This is a genomic window from Hydrogenophaga sp. A37, assembly GCF_002001205.1.
Taxonomy (GTDB): Bacteria; Pseudomonadota; Gammaproteobacteria; order Burkholderiales; family Burkholderiaceae_C; genus Hydrogenophaga.
Genome location: NZ_MUNZ01000094.1, coordinates 1 through 15,932, shown reverse-complemented (window position 1 = coordinate 15,932; position 15,932 = coordinate 1). Strand labels below are relative to the sequence as shown.

Here is a 15,932-nt window from a genome sequence, read left to right as displayed (position 1 = left end):
GCGTCAGACGGCGAACCGCCATGCGGAGACGGTGGCCACCGGCTCGTCGCGCCTGAGCGGCGGCTCGGCCAGTTCGGCGGCGCTGTGTTCGCCAAACTCGCGCAGCACGGCCTCCTTGACCGTCGTGAAGGCGTAGGACGTGCGGTCGCGCGGGTGCGCCAGCGGGACCGGGATCGTGCGGCGGATGCGCCCCGGGCGCGGTTCCATCACCACCACCTTGTCGCCCAGGTAGACAGCCTCTTCCACGTCGTGGGTGACGAGGATCATGGTGATGCCCTCTTTCTCCCAGATGCGGTGCAGCTCCTGCTGCAGATGGGCGCGGGTCATGGCGTCGAGCGCGCCGAAGGGTTCGTCGAGCAGCAGGATGTCGGGCCGGTTCACCAGCGCGCGGGCGATCGCCACGCGCTGCGACATGCCGCCCGAAAGCTGGTGCGGGTAGGCGGTCTCGAAACCTTTGAGGCCCACCAGTTCGATGTGTTCGCGGACGGTCTGGCGCTGCTGGCCTTCGGTGAGCCCCGAGTTGAGCAGGCCCAGGCCGATGTTCTTCTCGACATTGAGCCAGGGGAACAGGCGGTGTTCCTGGAACACGATGCCGCGGTTGAGGTTCGTGCCCTTGATGCGCGTGCCGTCGAGCAGGATCTCGCCCTGGTAGCCCTCCTCCAGACCGATGATCAGGCGCAGCAGCGTCGATTTGCCGCAGCCGCTGGACCCGACGATGCTGACGAACTCACCGGGTTCTATGGTGAGCGAAATATCTTGCAGCACGGGCAGGGCTTCGCCCTTGACCTCGTACTGCTTGTTCAGGCCCTGAATGGCCAAGGTGCCGGCGTGTGCCATGTTGTGTTCTCCAAAGTGTTTCAGTACCGCGCCACCGTGCGCTCGCGCCAGGCCAGCAGCCGTTTTTCAGCGGCGCCGAGCACGGTGTTCAGGACAAAGCCGACCAGCCCGATCACGACCACACCGAACAGCACGAGGTCCATCTCGACGTGCTCGCGACCGTCGATCAGCGTGTTGCCGATGCCCTTGCCCGAGGCGAGCAGGTACTCGGCGCCCAGCGTGGCGAGCCAGGTGTAAATCAGCGAGAGCTGGATGCCGGTGAACACCGAGGGCGCGGCCGAGGGCGCGATCACGCGGGTCAGCAACTGCCAGGGGCTGAAGTCGAAGACCCGGGCCACCTCGATGGACTCGCGCGGCACGCTGCGGATGCCCTCGAAGGTGTTGAGTACCACCGGGAAGAAGGCGGCCATGGCGACGAAGGCGATCTTGGCGCCGTCGCCCAGGCCGAACCACATGGACAGCATCGGGATCCACGCAAACAGCGAGATCTGCTTGAGCGTGTGGAACGAGGGGCCGACCAGACGGTCGAACCAGCGCGACCCGCCCAGCAGCACGCCGAACACCAGACCGGAGCCGGACCCGATGGCGAAGCCCCAGGCCATGCGCCACAGGCTGGCCGACAAGGCGACCGCGAGGTCGCCGCTGCCGAGCTGCTGCACCGCGCGCTCCCACACCGCACCCGGCGACACCAGCAAGGGCGAGGAGGACCAGCCCGAGGCCACGGCCCACCACCACAGCAGCAGGATCAGCGCGGGCAGCACCCAGCCGCGCAACGCGGGCGGCACCAGAGAGGACGATTTTTCGAGAGACATGATGGGGCGTCCTTTCACAGCCCGGGCTTGCGCCAGCGCAGCAACCAGGCTTCGGTGAGCGAGAGCAGCTTGTCGATGGCGAAGCCCACGATGCCCACCGCCAGCACGGCGGCCAGCACCACGTCGAGCTGGAACAGCTGGCGGCCATAGACGATGAGGAAGCCGATGCCTTCGGACGACGCCAGCAGCTCCACCACCACCAGCGCCAGCCAGGCGTGGGTGAGGCCGTAGCGCACACCGTTCCAGATCGGCGCGGTGGCGGCGGGGAACACCACGCGGGTCAGCATCTGCCAGCGCGTGAAGCCATAGACCCGCGCCACCTCGATGAAGCGGTTGGGCACGCCCTGAATGCCCTGGCAGGTGTTGATCGTCACGGGCACCAGCGTGGCCTTGGCGATCAACAGGAACTTGAGCCCTTCGTCGATGCCCACGAGCAGCATCAGCAGCGGCAACCAGCCGATCACCGGCACCTGGCTGAAGGCCTTGAACAGCGGGAACATGTAGGCCCGCACGGTGGGCGACAGGCCCATGGCCGAGCCCAGCGCAAGGCCCGCGGCCAGGCCGATGCCGAATCCGGTGAACACGCGCACCAGACTGATCTGCAGGTGGCTCCACAGCTCGCCGCTGGCGGCCATGTCGGCGAAGGTCTGGAACACCAACGCGGGCGGCGGCAGCACCTGCTCGGGCACCCAGCCCCACACCGACGACAGGTGCCACAGCAGCAGCACCGCCAGCGGGAAGGGCCAGGCCCAGAGCCATTGCAGCGGCGGGCGCCAGCGCGGCCCCCGCGCGCGCGGGGCGGGCGCAGAAGACAGCGGCAGCGACACGGTCGCGCCAGAAAATGAAGACATGGTCGATCGCTCCTATCGTGTGCGGTGTCCGTTGTTCACCTCGCCGATGCGCGTGGAGGCCGCGCAGCGGCGCAGGGGGTGCATCTCCTCACTGCGACAGCTGGCCGTCCGCGCCATAGGCGGGCCAGTAGCCTTCGAGCTTGAGTTCCTTCAGCGCCACGTTCAGGTAACGGCGGTCGAACCAGCTGTCGATCTCGGGCACCGAGCGGGTGAGCTTGAGGGCGTGGGCGTCCTTGGCGGCCTCCTTGTAGCGAGAGACGAGGAAGGTGTCGAGCAGCGGAGAGAGGCGCACACGCAAGGGTTGTCCGATGAAGTCCTCGCGCCAGATTTTTTCCGGGTACTCGGTCTTGCCCCATTGCGCGAACAACTCGGCGCGATTCGCCTCATTCGAGTGGCGGTGAGCGACCTTGACCAGCGTGGTCACGATGCGCTGCACGGCCTGCGGGTGCTTCGCCGCGAAGTCGTCGGTGACCAGCAAGTGGGTCTGGCGCGTGAACTTGTAGTTGTCGGCCGCGGCCGACCAGACGATCTTGGCCAGCCCTTTGTCGCGCAGGTCAAAGGCGCCCACGTAGTCAAAGGCGGCGTCCACGTCCTTGTTGATCAGCGCGGTGCGGGCGCTCGCCAGATCCAGGTTGATGAGCTTGAGGTCACTTTCCTTCAAGCCGCGCGCGGCCAGCGCCGCCACCGCCGCCAGGTGCAAGTTGGTGCCCTTGAACAAGGCCACACGCTTGCCCCGGAGGTCTTCCAGTTTCTGGATGCCCGAGTCCGGCTGCACCGCGAGGTACAGGCCGGTGCGCACGCCGCTGCCCGCAATGATCTTCGTCTTCACGCCGTTGGCGCGCGCCACGATGGACGGCAGGTCGCCCTGCCAGGCGAAGTCGATCTGGCGGTTGACCAGGGCCTCGTTGACGGCCGGGCCGGCGCCCTTGAAGAAGGTCCACTGGATCTCGATGCCGTCCTTGCGAAAGGCCTCTTCGAAGGCGCCGTCGGTGTAGGCCAGCGCGGTGGTGGTGCCACCGTGGCGCACCGGGTTGCTGCCGACACCGCCGGTGGCGACACCGATGCGGATGGTCTTCAGGGGTTCGACGGACTGCGCCCGCGCAGGGCCGGCGGCGGAGAGGGTGAAGGCCAGCGCGAGCAGGCCCAGACGGTGACGTGGATTCATGGTTCCTCCGGTTGAATCGGTTGTGGTTGACCGGACGGAATCTACGGACGAAGCCTTGCTCGCGGAACGAATGAAACCGGATAAACAAACGCGCGGATGTTGGCTTCATGAACTCATCACCCAACGGCATGAAGACCCGCTTGCGCCCCTGCTTTTGCCGAGCATGGATATGCGAAATGCTTCGTTCGCGGCGCAGTCCCCGGTGCCTAGAGTGAAAAAAGGACGGCGCACTTCGAGCCGCACCTGCTCACCTCAAACCACCACCCTCAGGAGTTCCTTCATGTCACAACTCAACGACCTGCCCGGCACCTACACCCGCTTCAAGGTCGAGCCCTACACCCCGAACATCGGTGCCGTGATCCACGGCCTGGACCTGAGTCAGGCGCTGGACACCGACACCCAGGACGAGCTGCGCCATGCGCTCGCCCAGCACGAGGTGATCTTCTTCCGCGACCAGCGGCTCACGCCCGAACAGCAGGTGGCGTTCACCCGCACATTCGGCAACGTGGCAGAGGTCAAGGCCTTCTTCCCGCGCCTGGAGAGCCACCCCGAGATCGAGATCGTCGAGAGCTCGGCCGAGCTCCGCTACGCCGCCAACAACTGGCACGCCGACATCACCTGGCGCGAACAGCCGCCGCTGGGCACCAGCCTCTACGCGCAGGTGGTTCCGGCCACCGGTGGCGACACCATCTGGGCCAGCCTGACCCAGGCATTCGAGAGCCTGCCGCCAGCCTTCCAGGCCCACCTGGAGACGCTGACCGCCGTGCACACCTGGGAGATCAGCGGCTGGACCGAGTACCTGCTGCGCAAGGACGCCAGCGGTGAAGAGCTCAGGGCCGCGCGCGCCAAGTACCCACCGGTGGAACACCCGGTGGTGCGCGTGCACCCCGTCACCGGCAAGAAGATCCTCTACGTCAATTCCACCTTCACCAGCCACATCAAGGGTCTGACGCGCTCGGCCAGCGACGCCTTGCTGACCCAGCTGTTCGAGCTGGCGCGCGTGCCCGAATTCCAGGCGCGTCTGAAGTGGCAGGAAGGCACGCTCGCCGTCTGGGACAACCGCTCCACGCAGCACTACGCGGTGGGCGACTACTTCCCGCAGCACCGCAAGCTGCACCGCATCACGATCACGGCCGACAAGACGTTCTGAACCACACAACAAGGAAACATCCAACATGACACAAGGGCAACTGCAACCCCAACGAAAGCTCCGCCTCGGCGCTTTCATCATGGCCACCGGCCACCACATCGCCGCCTGGCGCCACCCCGGCGCCCAGGCCGACGCGGGCGTGAACATTCACCACTACATCGCGCTCGCGCAGACGGCCGAACGCGGCCTGTTCGACCAGGTGTTCGTGGCCGACAGCCCGGGCATCTGGCACAAGGGCGACAAAGAATCCTTCAGCCGCCAGGGCCGGCTGTCTCACTTCGAGCCGGTCACGCTGTGGGCCGCGCTGTCGGCGGTGACGAAACACATCGGCTTCGTCGCCACCGCATCGACCACCTACGAAGACCCCTACCTGCTGGCGCGCAAGTTCGCCTCGCTGGACCACATCAGCCAGGGCCGCGCGGCCTGGAACGTGGTGACCACCAGCGCCGAGAACGTGCACGGCAACTTCGGCCTGGACGCGCACCCGGACCCGGCCCTGCGCTACGAGCGCGCGCACGAGTTCGTGGACGTGGTCAAGGGCCTGTGGGACAGCTTCGAGGACGACGCCTTCATCCGCGACAAGGCCTCGGGCGTGTACTTCGACCCCGACAAGCTGCACGCGCTCAACCACATCGGCAAGCACCTCAAGGTCAAGGGCCCACTGAACATCGAGCGGTCCCGACAAGGCCACCCGGTGATCGTGCAGGCCGGTTCGTCCGAAGACGGTAAGGAGCTGGCCGCGGCCACGGCCGAAGCCATCTTCACCGCCTGGACCAGCCTGGCCGAGGCGCAGGCCTTCTACAGCGACGTGAAGGGCCGCATGGCCAAGTACGGCCGCCGCCCCGAGCAGCTGCTGGTGCTGCCCGGCATCTCGCCCGTGATCGGACGCACCGAAGCAGAGGCGCAGGCCAAGTGGGCCGAGCTGCAGGCACTGATCCACCCCTCGGTGGGCCTGGCCACGCTGGAGCCGTTCTGGCCGGGTGAGGACCTCAGCCAGTGGGACCTGGATGCACGCCCGCCCTACATTCCCGAGCCGCCCAAGGGCATCAACAGCCGGGCGCACGTGGTGCTCGAACTCGCGCGCCGCGAGCAGTACACCGTGCGCCAGCTCTACGAGTACCTGGCCGGCGCGCGCGGGCACTGGGTGGTGGTGGGCACACCGGTGCAGATCGCCGACCGCATGCAGGAGTGGTTCGAGAACGGCGCGGCCGACGGCTTCAACGTGATGCCGCCGGTGCTGCCCGCGTCGCTGGACGACTTCGTGGAACTGGTGGTGCCCGAGCTGCAGAAACGCGGCCTGTTCCGCACCGCCTACGAGGGCAGCACGCTGCGCGAGAACCTGGGCCTGGAGCGGCCGGTGAGCCGCTACGCCGAGCCACAGGCCAAGGCCGCTTGACAGAAACACCCCCTGCGCCGCTTCGTGGCTCCCCCCTCTCTCGCCTTCGGCGGGAGGGGGGCGACACCTGGGGCCGGCGAAGCCGGACCCTCGCTGTCCCTGTTGGGCACCCCGACGCATGAAACGGTGCAGCCCAGGGCACCGCCGGGCCGGCTTTGCCGGACGGCTGGTGCCGCCCCCTTGAGGGGGTAGCGCGAAGCGCTGCGGGGGTGTTTCATTTCAGGCGTGTTCCTGCGCCTGCATCACCGCCTCGCGCGTGAGCGTGGGCACGAAGCTCTCGATGAACCCGTAGGCAAAGCCGGGCAGCCAGTGGTTGCGGCGCAGGCCCAGGCGCGTGAGGTTGATCTGGAACAGGTGGCCGGCGTCGATGGCGCGCAGGTGCCCGTCGCGCGCTTCGTCCATGGCGATCGAGGCCACGATGCCCACGCCCATCTCCAGCTCCACATAGGTCTTGATCACGTCCGCGTCCATGGCGGTGAGCACCACGTCTGGCTTCAAGCCGGCCTGCGCGAACGCATCGTCGATGTGTGAGCGGCCGGTGTAGCCGATCTCGTAGGTGATGATGGGAAAGGCCACCAGGTCCTGCAGCGTCACCGGTTGCGGCAGCGACAGCAGCGGGTGCCCGGGCGGCACCACGATGCTGTGGCTCCAGCGGTAACACGGCAGCGTGACGAGTTGCTCGTAACCGGCCAGCGCCTCGGTGGCCACGCCGATGTCGGCGTCGCCCGCGAGCAACATCTCGGCCACCTGTTTGGGTGAACCCTGGTGCAGGTGCAGCGTCACGCGCGGGTAACGCTGGCGGAAGTCGCGCACCACATGGGGCAGCGCGTAACGCGCCTGCGAGTGGGTGGCCGCGATGGACAGCCGCCCTTCTTCTCGGCCCTGCAGCTCCTGCCCGGCGCGGCGCAGGCTCTCGGCGTCCAGCAGCATGCGCTGGATGATGGGCATCAGCGCCTGGCCTGCCGAGGTGAGCCCCAGCAGGCGCTTACCCGAGCGCACGAACAGCTCCACCCCCAGCTCTTCCTCCAGCTCGCGCACCTGGCGGCTCACCCCGGGTTGCGAGGTGTGCAGCACCGCGGCCACCTCGGTGAGATTGAAATGGCAGCGTTCGGTCTCACGGACCGAGCGCAGTTGTTGGAAGTTCATGGTGGTTCTTGTGGCAATGAAAAAGGCGACACCGACGCCGAAGGCCCCGGTGTCGCCTCAGAAGCGGGCGCGGTCAGAGTTTGGCGATGGAGACCTCGGTGGACTTGACGAGGGCCACCACATCGGAGCCCACTTTCAGCTCCAGCGCGTCGACCGAGCGCGTGGTGATGACCGAGGTCACGATGCCCCAGGGGGTCTCGACGTCGATCTCGGAGACGACGTCGCCGCGGATGATTTCGCGCACCTTGCCCTTGAACTGGTTGCGCACGTTGATGGCTTGAATGGACATGAAACACTCCTGAAAAGAATGATGAGAAAAAGGGATGAATCAGACCGGCCCATAGAGGGCGTAGAGACCCAGCGCCACCAGCACGGCCGCGACCGCCAGGTTCACCGCGCGCTCAAAGGAGGTGATGCCGTCCGACGGCAAGGGCGTCTCGGTCATCCCCGGGTATTCGGGCGGCAAGGGGTTGGGGTCGGGCAGGGCCATGACGGTTCACACGCTGTACTGCGCCTGCGCGAACGGCACCGGCGCGAACACCGGCGTCACCGGCCAGTGCAGGCCCTCGTGCAGCAGGATGGACACCGCGTCGTCCAGCCGCGTCTGGATCTCCTCGCCCGGCTGGTACTCGCCATCGGCGTCCTTCGGGATCTGGCTGTCCGACGCGTACACACCCGGCAGGATGTGCCTGGCGCCGAGCGACTGCAGCACCGGGCGCAGCGCGTAGTCCAGCGCCAGCATGTGGTGGGGGCTGCCGCCGGTGGCGATGGGCAGCACCACCTTGCCTTTCAGCGCGGTCTGCGGCAGCAGGTCGAGAAAGACCTTGAGCACGCCACTGTAGGCCGCCTTGTAGACCGGCGTGGCGACCACCAGCGCGCGGGCGTGGGCCACCTGTTCGATGGCGCGCAGCACGCTCGAATTTCCCCAGTCGGCCAGCAACAGCGCCTGCGGCGAGAGGTCGCGAATCTGCAGCCGCTCGACCCGCAGGCGGCGGTCGTCCACCTGGTCGTGCAGGCGGCGGGCCACCCCGCTCAGCAACGTGGACGAGCGCGAGTGCTCGGAAGGACTGCCGGCGATCAGCAGGACGGACATGGCAAAGGCTCCCTGGACGGTGTGTGACAGCGGGTGTGGAACCGCTTATTTCTTGGTGTAGATCTGGTCGAAGCTGCCGCCGTCGGCAAAGTGCGCCTTGGCCGCCTGCTCCCAGCCGCCGAAGGCCTCTTCGATCTTGAACAGGTTGAGCTTGGGCAGCTGCTTGGCGTACTTGGCCTGGGCCTTGGCCGAGATCGGGCGGTAGAAGTTCTTGCCGATGATGTCCTGCGCCTCTTCGGTGTACAGGTACTCCAGGTAGGCCTGCGCCACGGCGCGCGTGCCCTTCTTGTCCACGTTCTTGTCCACCACGGTCACGGCCGGCTCGGCCAGGATGGAGAGCGAGGGATAGACAAAGTCCACCTTGTTGCCGAACTCCTTCTCCAGCAGGTAGGCCTCGTTTTCCCAGGAGATGAACACGTCGCCCTGGGCGCGCTGGGCGAAGGTGATGGACGAGCCGCGCGCGCCCGAGTCGAGCACCGGCACGTTGTCGTAGAGCTTGCCTACGAACTCCTTGGCCTTGGCCTCGCTGCCGTACTTGCGCTTGGCAAATTCCCAGGCGGCCAGGTAGTTCCAGCGCGCGCCGCCCGAGGTCTTGGGGTTGGGGGTGATGACCTTCACGTCCGGGCGGATCAGGTCGTCCCAGTCCTTGATGTTCTTGGGGTTGCCCGCGCGGGTGACCAGCACGATGGTCGAGGTGTAGGGCGAGCTGTTGTGCGGGAGGCGCTTTTGCCAGTCCTTCGGAATCCAGCCGCCGTTGTTGTGCAGGGCGTCGGTGTCACCGGCCAGGGCCAGCGTGGCCACGTCGGCGTCGAGGCCGTCGATGATGGAGCGGGCCTGCTTGCCCGAGCCGCCATGGCTCTGCTTGATGGTCACGTCCTGGCCGGTCTTGGCCTTCCAGTGTTTGGCGAACGCGGCGTTGTATTCAACGTACAGCTCGCGCGTCGGGTCGTAGGACACGTTGAGCAGGGTGACGGGGGCTGGCTGGGCGAAGGCCGGCAAGGTGGCTGCGGCGAGGGTGCCGACGATCAGGGCGGTGGTGAAGCTGCGGCGGGTTTTCATGGTTTTCTCCAGGGATGTGTGATCAACGGAGCGGATCATGGAAGCGCAGCCACAAAACAGGAACGAATACGTTCTCAGTTGTTTATGACGAAATCAACTAAGCAAAAGGCCCTGGTGCTTCAAGGCCTGCGCAGCGGTCGTGCTGAACCCCCACGGGTAAGATGAACCGCATGAACGTCCACATCCGATTCCTTGGGGGCGCCGGCACCGTCACCGGCTCCAAGTACCTGGTCGAGTTCAACGGCCAGAGCCTGCTGATCGACTGCGGGCTGTTTCAGGGCTACAAGCAGCTGCGCCTGCGCAACCGCGACCCGTTGCCGGTGATGCCCCACCACATCGGCGCCGTGCTGCTGACACACGCGCACCTGGACCACAGCGGCTACCTGCCCCTGCTGGCCAAGGAAGGTTTTCACGGCAAGGTGTGGACCACGCCCGCCACCCGCGACCTCGCGCAGATCCTGCTGCCCGACAGCGGCCACATCCAGGAAGAAGACGCCCACTTCGCCAACCGCAAGGGCTTCAGCAAACACGCGCCCGCCCTGCCGCTCTACACCGAGGCCGACGCGCTGAACAGCCTGAAGCTGATCCGCACCCAACCCATGGGCGAAGCCTTTGAACCGCTGCCCGGCTGGACGGCGCGTTTCTCGGGCGCGGGCCACATCCTCGGCGCGGCCAGCCTGCTGCTGGAGGTGGGTGGGCAACGCATCCTGTTCTCGGGCGACCTGGGCCGGCCCGACGATTCGCTGATGAACCCGCCCGAGCCGCCGCCCGCGGCGGACGTGGTGGTGTGTGAATCCACCTACGGCGACCGCGAGCACCCGGACGAAGACGTGCTCGCCGAGCTGGCGCCCGCGCTGCAGCGCGTGGCCGCGCGCGGCGGCACGGCCGTGGTGCCGGTGTTCGCCGTGGGCCGTGCGCAGGCGCTGCTGCACGCCATCGCCCAGCTCAAGGCCAGCGGCGCGCTGCCGCACAGCCTGCCGGTCTACCTCGACAGCCCGATGGCCATTCACACCACCGGCCTGTTCGCACGCCACCTCGGCGAACACCGCCTCAACGCGGCCGAATGCCACGCCATGGAGACCGTGGCCACCATGACGCGCACCGCCGACGAGTCCAAGGCGATCGCGCGTCACCATGGCCCCAAGGTCATCCTCTCGGCCAGCGGCATGGCCACCGGCGGGCGCGTGCTGCACCACCTCGCGCAGCACCTGGGCGACCACCGCAACATGGTGCTGCTCACGGGCTACCAGTCGCCCGGCACGCGCGGCGCCACGCTCGCCAGCGGCAGCCCCAGGGTGCGCATCCACGGGCAGGACATCACCGTGCGCGCCGAGGTCGTGCAACTGGCCTCCGCCTCGGCCCACGCTGACGCCAGCCAGCTCATGGACTGGCTGCGCGCCCTGCCCGCAGCACCGCGCCGCGTGTTCGTGACGCACGGCGACCCGGGCGCCTCCGACGCACTGCGCCACCGCATCGAGACCGAGCTGGGCTGGCACGCGCTGGTGCCCGAGCACAACAGCACCTGGAACACTTGAAACCTGCCAACGACTTGACGACATGAAACCGACCCGCTCGCTCCTTCCCGCTGCCCTGTTCCTGTTCGCGCTACCGACCCTGGCCCAAAACGCCCCCGTGGCCCCACCCGACTTCGCGCGCTGTCTCGACGGCCTGCAGGCTGAAGCGCACGCCGCCGGTGTCTCCGAATCGAGCTACCGCCGCTTCACCACCGGGCTCACGCCCGACATGAGCGTGATCGAAAAGCTCAACTACCAGCCCGAGTTCCGCATGCCGATCTGGGACTACCTCAGCGGTCTGGTGGACGACGAGCGCGTGCAGCAAGGTCAGGCCATGCTGCAACAGCACGCCGAGGTGCTCGCGCGCGTGCAGCAGCGCCACGGCGTGGACCCGGCCACCGTGGTCGCGGTCTGGGGCGTGGAGAGCAACTTCGGCCAGACCCTGGGCAAATACCCGCTGCTGCAGGCGCTGGGCACGCTGTCGTGCCACGGCCGGCGCCAGGGCTACTTCCAGGGTGAGTTCTATTCGGCGATGCGCATCCTGCAGGGCGGCCACATCGCGCCCGAACGCCTGATCGGTTCCTGGGCCGGCGCGTTCGGCCACACCCAGTTCATGCCCAGCACCTTCGAGCGCCTGGCGGTTGATTTCGACGGCGACGGTAAGCGCGACCTGATGGACAACACCAGCGACGCGCTCGCCTCCACCGCCAACTTCCTCGCCAAGGCCGGCTGGCAAAGCAGCCAGCCCTGGGGGTTTGAAGTGAAGCTGCCGACCGGCTTCAACACCGACAACGAAGGCCGGCGCAGCAAGCGGGCCATGAACGAGTGGGTCGCGCGCGGCCTGCGCAAGATGGACGGTTCGCCGTTGCCCGAGGGCTTGGGCGCCGCCGGGCTCATGACACCTTCCGGCCCACAAGGACCGGCCTTTCTGGTGTTCAAAAACTTCGACGCCATCTACAGCTACAACGCCGCCGAAAGTTACGGCCTGGCCATCGCCCACCTGAGCGACCGGCTGCGCGGCGCCGGCCCGTTCACCACCCCCTGGCCCACCGACGACCCGGGCCTCTCACGCGCCGAACGCCGCGAACTGCAAGGCCTGCTGATCCTGCGCGGCCACGACATCGGCGAGGTGGACGGCATGCTCGGCGACAAAAGCCGGGAAGCGATCCGGGTGGAGCAGGTCCGGCTGGGGATGGAGGCGAACGGGCGTGGGGGACAGAAGTTGTTGAGAGCGCTCAGGGTCGGTTGAGTCAGATCAATGGATACAGGCCAACAGGAGAGGCGTGTCATGAAAAACGTGTTTCGAAGATGGGCATGGGCGGGGCTGCTGCTGTGCAACTCGTTGATCCACGCGCAGGTCTACACATGGACCGATGCACAAGGCCGGAAGCACTTTGGCGACGAGGTAAGCACTCCAGAGAACAAGCGAGGCACACCCGTCAAGATCCCGCTACCGAATATCGCCAAGCGATTTGAGCCCAACACTCCCCCGGCATCCAATGCACCTGCCGATGGCTCTGCTCCGGTGCCCACGCCTGCCTCCGCCCCGAAGGCAGAGACCAAAAAACTCCCCGGTCTTGCTGCCCAACAGGAAGCTTGCAAGGCACAAAAGCAGGCGTATCAGGCCAGCGAGGCCTGCTACGCCGAATGTTCAACCCCCGTCCAAAACAAGTGGGGCGGCGGAAGAAATAACGCCAAATGTGGCCACTGCTCCCCCATGACGACGCCAAGGTGCTGATGCGACGACTGGTTATACAGAGCCCCCTGGCCTCACCACCGTCCCGCTACCGCGCCCATTCTCATTCCCAGGCAGCTTCGTGAGCCCATCTTTGCCTCTGGCGATTGCGGACGAGTTTCACAACCACCCAAACTGCGCCCGCACATCGCGCGAGGTCACGTTCACCGGCGCCGTCGGGGCCTGCGTGTATTGCCGTAGGTTGGGCGCGCGCACACCGCCGCCGTCCTGGCCGAGCACGGCCACGCCCTTGATGTGCCAGCCCCGCTCACGCAGCGCGGCCACGTAGGCCTGGGCGTCGGGGAAGGTCTCCAGGTCGGTCTTGTAGGCCGTGGGCGAGAGGCAGAACACCACCGCCTCGCAGCGCGAGCGCGTCACCTCCTGAATGAAGTCGTCGATCGAGGTGCGGGTGATCTGCAGGGTGCCGACCCGGGCGTAGAAACGCTGCGGCCGTTTGCTGCTTTGCAGCTGGATGTCGCGCACGCTGCGGTTGAAACAACCCGTGAGGCTGCGCACCACCGAGGTCTTGCGCGTGTTGGCGTTGCCAATGAGGATGTAGGCGTCCATGGGCACGAACCGTTTAGCCCAGCTTCACCGCCGTGCCGCTGACGGCCACCATCATCATGCCGTTGGTCTCGCCCATGACCTCGTAGTCGAAGTCGATGCCGACCACGCCGTTGGCACCCATCTGTTTGGCAGCGTCGATCAGCTCTTCCATTGCCGCGTCGCGCGCGCCCGCCAGCGCACGTTCGTAGCCACCGGCCCGGCCGCCAACCACGTCGCGCACCGAAGAAAACATGTCACGGAAGATGTTGGCGCCGATGATGGCCTCACCGTTGACCACACCCAGGTACTGCTTCAACTCGATGCCGGGCGGCGTGGTGGTGCTGAGGAAGAAACCGTCGGTGCTTTTGGAAAACCAGCCCATGTGAACCTCCGTTGAATGCGTGTGGTGGATGCACCCGGAGGTGCGTTCGGATTCATTGTGCCAGCGCCACCTCTCACCAGAGCGCGACCAGCCGCCCTTCGCGCAGTGCCCAGGCGCGTTGCGCCATGGCGCGCGCTTCCTGCTCGTCGTGGGTCACGAGCATGGCCGTCATGCCGGCTTCGGTGATGCGCTCGCGGAATTCGGCGCGCAGTTGCTCGCGCAGGGTGGCGTCGAGCGCGCTGAAGGGCTCGTCGAGCAGCAGGGCGCGCGGCCCGGTGATGAGCGCGCGCGCCAGCGCCACGCGCTGCTGCTCGCCACCCGAGAGCGTCCAGACCTTGCCCAATGCGTGACCGGCGAGGCCAAAGCGCGCGAGCATGATGCGGGCCCGATCACGCGCCTCGCTGCGGCGCACGCCCTGCTCCACCAGACCGAAGGCCACGTTGTCCTGCACGCTGAGGTGGGGGAACAGCGCGAAGTCCTGGAACATCAGCGCGAAGCCGCGCCGCTCGGGTGGCAGGGCCGTGATGTCCACGCCGTCGAACCACACGCTGCCCGCCTCGGGCGCCTCCAGCCCGGCCACGATCTTGAGCAGGGTGCTCTTGCCGCTGCCCGAGGCACCGAGCAACGCCACGGTTTCGCCCGCGGCCACGCTCAGGCTCACGCCCGCGAGCAGCGGCCGGTGGTCCCATTGTTTGGCGATGTCGCGCAGTTCAAGCATGGGGCGCATTGTCCTTGTGTGCAGGGCCTTCGATCAGTGTGAACGCCAGCAGCGCGAGCGCCATCAGCAGGCAGGCGAGCACGAGCGCGGCGTCGAGGTTGGCGGCGCCGGGCCGGCCCAGGTGCTGGTAGATCAGGGTGGTGAGCGTGGTCCACTCGGGCCGTGAGAGAAACAGCGTGACGGCGAACTCGCCGAGCGCGGTGGCGGCCGCGAAGGCCATGCCCCGGCGCAGCGCGGGCGCCACCAGCGGCAGCGTGACACGCCAGAACACACGCCAAGGGCGCGCGCCGAGCGAGGCCGCCGCCTGCGCGTAGCTTGATGGCAAACCGTCAAGCGCGGCGGTGAGTGACTTCGCAATGAACGGGTAGGCCAGCAGCGCGTACGCCGCCAGCAACAGGGCGAGGCTGGCGGTGAGGTCCGGGTAAAGCAGCAGCAGGCCGAAGGCCACGGTGACGGGCGACACCACGAACGGCAAAAAAGCCGCCGCGCGCCAAGCCAGCGCCAGCCAGCCACGCGCCTCGCTGGCGTGGCGTGCCATGGACGCGGTGTCGAAAGCGCGCACCGCAAGCGCGTGCGTGAGGCCCAGCGCGGTGGCGAGCGCCAGCGCCAGCGAGGTGAAACGCAGCGTGTTCCACAAGGCGTCGAGCGTGTCGCCCTCCATCAACACGTCAGCGCCCTGCCCCACCAGCACGGCCTGTGCGGCGCGCCACACGATGGCCAGCAAGGGCGCAGCGCACACCACGAACAGCACGCCCAGCGCGGCCGCCACGGCCGCCCACTGCCCCGCGCTGCAAGGGCGCTGCCGCGCCATGGGCGACACGCGCCCCGGCGCGGCCAGCCGTTTTTCCAGCCAGGCGTAGGCCAGTGCCACGGCACCGGTGAGCCCCAGCATCCAGACCGTGAGCACGCCCGCGCGGCCCAGCTCCAGCTCGTGCGCGACCAGGGTATAGATCTCGACCTCGGCGGTGGCGTAGCGCTGCCCGCCCAGGATCAGCGCAAGGCCGAACCCCGCGAAACAATAGAGGAACACCAGGCACAGCGCCGACGCGAGCCAGGGCAGGATGGCCGGCCACTCCACGCGCCAGAACGCACGCCAGGGCGTGGCGCCCAGCGTGCGCGCGGCGGCCACGCGCGGCGCGCTCACCTGCTCCAGCGCGTCCACGCCGGCGCGCACCACCAGGCACAGGTTGAAAAACAGGTTGCCGTAGAGCAGCAGCCAAGGCGTGTCCACCAGTTCGATGCCGGCCTCGGCCAGTGGCTCACCGAGCAGCCCGCGCGGCCCCCAGAGTGCCAGCACGCCGAGTGCGGCCACCAGCGTGGGCACCACGAAGGGCAGCATCAAGAGGCGCAGCACCAGCGCACGGCCGGGAAACGCCAGCCGGGCCAGCACCCAGGCCACGGGCAGCCCCAGCACCAGCGCGAGCCCGCACGTGATGCCCGCCTGCGCAAACGACCACACGATGCGCCAGCGCAGGTAATCGTCCTGCCACACATCGAGCCAGCGCACCGGCTCGGCACCGTCCAGCCC

General features: G+C 67.5%; 18 protein-coding genes. 5 read left to right on the top strand and 13 right to left on the bottom strand.

Translation table 11 applies throughout. The features are described from left to right. Nucleotides 1–3: 3 nt before the first annotated feature. The 4 genes from B0E41_RS10335 to B0E41_RS10320 all read right to left on the bottom strand — a co-directional run bounded on the left by B0E41_RS10335 (nucleotide 4) and on the right by B0E41_RS10320 (nucleotide 3,665). Nucleotides 4–837: an ABC transporter ATP-binding protein gene (locus tag B0E41_RS10335; RefSeq protein WP_077331010.1), complete on the bottom strand. Its 834-nt coding sequence runs from the start codon at nucleotides 835–837 to the stop codon at nucleotides 4–6. 20 nt (nucleotides 838–857) lie between these two features. Beyond that, on the bottom strand, nucleotides 858–1,649 hold the full coding sequence (locus B0E41_RS10330) for an ABC transporter permease (RefSeq protein ID WP_077331009.1): 792 nt from the start codon (nucleotides 1,647–1,649) through the stop codon (nucleotides 858–860). A 14-nt stretch (nucleotides 1,650–1,663) separates the two neighbouring features. Continuing rightward, a complete protein-coding gene (locus B0E41_RS10325; protein ID WP_077331008.1) occupies nucleotides 1,664–2,500 on the bottom strand; it encodes an ABC transporter permease in 837 nt (278 codons plus the stop codon). Nucleotides 2,501–2,588: 88 nt separating this feature from the next. Continuing rightward, nucleotides 2,589–3,665 carry an ABC transporter substrate-binding protein gene (locus tag B0E41_RS10320; protein ID WP_077331007.1) on the bottom strand — a complete coding sequence of 359 codons (1,077 nt, stop codon included), beginning with the start codon at nucleotides 3,663–3,665 and terminating at the stop codon, nucleotides 2,589–2,591. 280 nt (nucleotides 3,666–3,945) lie between these two features. Here B0E41_RS10320 and B0E41_RS10315 point away from each other — a divergent pair, with 280 nt between their 5' ends. Both B0E41_RS10315 and B0E41_RS10310 read left to right on the top strand, forming a co-directional pair. After that, a complete protein-coding gene (locus B0E41_RS10315; protein WP_077331006.1) occupies nucleotides 3,946–4,815 on the top strand; it encodes a TauD/TfdA family dioxygenase in 870 nt (289 codons plus the stop codon). Nucleotides 4,816–4,840: 25 nt separating this feature from the next. Next, nucleotides 4,841–6,211 (top strand): LLM class flavin-dependent oxidoreductase, encoded by a 1,371-nt coding sequence (locus tag B0E41_RS10310; RefSeq protein WP_077331005.1) that lies wholly within the window; start codon nucleotides 4,841–4,843, stop codon nucleotides 6,209–6,211. Nucleotides 6,212–6,430: 219 nt separating this feature from the next. On the opposite strand, the gene B0E41_RS10305 is transcribed toward B0E41_RS10310, so the two are convergent. From B0E41_RS10305 to B0E41_RS10290, 5 genes are all read right to left on the bottom strand, one after another. Then, nucleotides 6,431–7,357 (bottom strand): CysB family HTH-type transcriptional regulator, encoded by a 927-nt coding sequence (locus tag B0E41_RS10305; RefSeq protein ID WP_077331004.1) that lies wholly within the window; start codon nucleotides 7,355–7,357, stop codon nucleotides 6,431–6,433. Between the two features lie 73 nt (nucleotides 7,358–7,430). Beyond that, the gene (locus B0E41_RS10300) at nucleotides 7,431–7,646 is read right to left on the bottom strand and encodes a molybdopterin-binding protein (RefSeq protein ID WP_077331003.1); all 216 of its coding nucleotides are present in this window, start codon (nucleotides 7,644–7,646) and stop codon (nucleotides 7,431–7,433) included. Between the two features lie 39 nt (nucleotides 7,647–7,685). Further along, a complete protein-coding gene (locus B0E41_RS27105; protein ID WP_171984727.1) occupies nucleotides 7,686–7,847 on the bottom strand; it encodes a hypothetical protein in 162 nt (53 codons plus the stop codon). A gap of 6 nt (nucleotides 7,848–7,853) precedes the next feature. After that, a complete protein-coding gene (gene ssuE / locus B0E41_RS10295; protein ID WP_077331002.1) occupies nucleotides 7,854–8,450 on the bottom strand; it encodes an NADPH-dependent FMN reductase in 597 nt (198 codons plus the stop codon). A gap of 45 nt (nucleotides 8,451–8,495) precedes the next feature. Beyond that, entirely contained in the window at nucleotides 8,496–9,509 is a 1,014-nt protein-coding gene (locus B0E41_RS10290) for a sulfate ABC transporter substrate-binding protein (protein ID WP_077331001.1), read from the bottom strand. A gap of 170 nt (nucleotides 9,510–9,679) precedes the next feature. Here B0E41_RS10290 and B0E41_RS10285 point away from each other — a divergent pair, with 170 nt between their 5' ends. Genes B0E41_RS10285 through B0E41_RS10275 form a run of 3 tightly spaced genes read left to right on the top strand, consistent with a single transcriptional unit; the run spans nucleotide 9,680 to nucleotide 12,761 of the window. Further along, nucleotides 9,680–11,044, top strand: a complete 1,365-nt coding sequence (locus B0E41_RS10285) for an MBL fold metallo-hydrolase (protein WP_077331030.1) — start codon at nucleotides 9,680–9,682, stop codon at nucleotides 11,042–11,044. 22 nt (nucleotides 11,045–11,066) lie between these two features. Further along, nucleotides 11,067–12,272, top strand: coding sequence for a lytic murein transglycosylase (locus B0E41_RS10280; protein WP_077331000.1), 1,206 nt, complete (start codon nucleotides 11,067–11,069; stop codon nucleotides 12,270–12,272). 39 nt (nucleotides 12,273–12,311) lie between these two features. Further along, a complete protein-coding gene (locus tag B0E41_RS10275) occupies nucleotides 12,312–12,761 on the top strand; it encodes a DUF4124 domain-containing protein (RefSeq protein WP_171984726.1) in 450 nt (149 codons plus the stop codon). Nucleotides 12,762–12,878: 117 nt separating this feature from the next. Here the strand turns inward: B0E41_RS10275 and B0E41_RS10270 are convergent, their stop codons facing one another. From B0E41_RS10270 to B0E41_RS10255, 4 genes are all read right to left on the bottom strand, one after another. Continuing rightward, nucleotides 12,879–13,325 (bottom strand): hypothetical protein, encoded by a 447-nt coding sequence (locus tag B0E41_RS10270; RefSeq protein WP_077330998.1) that lies wholly within the window; start codon nucleotides 13,323–13,325, stop codon nucleotides 12,879–12,881. A gap of 13 nt (nucleotides 13,326–13,338) precedes the next feature. Next, on the bottom strand, nucleotides 13,339–13,686 hold the full coding sequence (locus B0E41_RS10265; protein WP_077330997.1) for a heavy metal-binding domain-containing protein: 348 nt from the start codon (nucleotides 13,684–13,686) through the stop codon (nucleotides 13,339–13,341). Nucleotides 13,687–13,759: 73 nt separating this feature from the next. Next, nucleotides 13,760–14,404 carry an ABC transporter ATP-binding protein gene (locus B0E41_RS10260; RefSeq protein ID WP_077331029.1) on the bottom strand — a complete coding sequence of 215 codons (645 nt, stop codon included), beginning with the start codon at nucleotides 14,402–14,404 and terminating at the stop codon, nucleotides 13,760–13,762. Further along, on the bottom strand, nucleotides 14,397–15,932 hold a 1,536-nt coding region (locus tag B0E41_RS10255), incomplete at its 5' end, for an iron ABC transporter permease (protein WP_143433770.1). The genes B0E41_RS10260 and B0E41_RS10255, both read right to left, overlap by 8 nt.

What these genes read in the sequence shown, in the direction of transcription:
- B0E41_RS10335 (WP_077331010.1), bottom strand. Translation starts at nt 837, where the DNA reads ATGGCACACGCCGGCACCTTGGCCATTCAGGGCCTGAACAAGCAGTAC.
- B0E41_RS10330 (WP_077331009.1), bottom strand. Translation starts at nt 1,649, where the DNA reads ATGTCTCTCGAAAAATCGTCCTCTCTGGTGCCGCCCGCGTTGCGCGGC.
- B0E41_RS10325 (WP_077331008.1), bottom strand. Translation starts at nt 2,500, where the DNA reads ATGTCTTCATTTTCTGGCGCGACCGTGTCGCTGCCGCTGTCTTCTGCG.
- B0E41_RS10320 (WP_077331007.1), bottom strand. Translation starts at nt 3,665, where the DNA reads ATGAATCCACGTCACCGTCTGGGCCTGCTCGCGCTGGCCTTCACCCTC.
- B0E41_RS10315 (WP_077331006.1), top strand. Translation starts at nt 3,946, where the DNA reads ATGTCACAACTCAACGACCTGCCCGGCACCTACACCCGCTTCAAGGTC.
- B0E41_RS10310 (WP_077331005.1), top strand. Translation starts at nt 4,841, where the DNA reads ATGACACAAGGGCAACTGCAACCCCAACGAAAGCTCCGCCTCGGCGCT.
- B0E41_RS10305 (WP_077331004.1), bottom strand. Translation starts at nt 7,357, where the DNA reads ATGAACTTCCAACAACTGCGCTCGGTCCGTGAGACCGAACGCTGCCAT.
- B0E41_RS10300 (WP_077331003.1), bottom strand. Translation starts at nt 7,646, where the DNA reads ATGTCCATTCAAGCCATCAACGTGCGCAACCAGTTCAAGGGCAAGGTG.
- B0E41_RS27105 (WP_171984727.1), bottom strand. Translation starts at nt 7,847, where the DNA reads ATGGCCCTGCCCGACCCCAACCCCTTGCCGCCCGAATACCCGGGGATG.
- ssuE (WP_077331002.1), bottom strand. Translation starts at nt 8,450, where the DNA reads ATGTCCGTCCTGCTGATCGCCGGCAGTCCTTCCGAGCACTCGCGCTCG.
- B0E41_RS10290 (WP_077331001.1), bottom strand. Translation starts at nt 9,509, where the DNA reads ATGAAAACCCGCCGCAGCTTCACCACCGCCCTGATCGTCGGCACCCTC.
- B0E41_RS10285 (WP_077331030.1), top strand. Translation starts at nt 9,680, where the DNA reads ATGAACGTCCACATCCGATTCCTTGGGGGCGCCGGCACCGTCACCGGC.
- B0E41_RS10280 (WP_077331000.1), top strand. Translation starts at nt 11,067, where the DNA reads ATGAAACCGACCCGCTCGCTCCTTCCCGCTGCCCTGTTCCTGTTCGCG.
- B0E41_RS10275 (WP_171984726.1), top strand. Translation starts at nt 12,312, where the DNA reads ATGAAAAACGTGTTTCGAAGATGGGCATGGGCGGGGCTGCTGCTGTGC.
- B0E41_RS10270 (WP_077330998.1), bottom strand. Translation starts at nt 13,325, where the DNA reads ATGGACGCCTACATCCTCATTGGCAACGCCAACACGCGCAAGACCTCG.
- B0E41_RS10265 (WP_077330997.1), bottom strand. Translation starts at nt 13,686, where the DNA reads ATGGGCTGGTTTTCCAAAAGCACCGACGGTTTCTTCCTCAGCACCACC.
- B0E41_RS10260 (WP_077331029.1), bottom strand. Translation starts at nt 14,404, where the DNA reads ATGCTTGAACTGCGCGACATCGCCAAACAATGGGACCACCGGCCGCTG.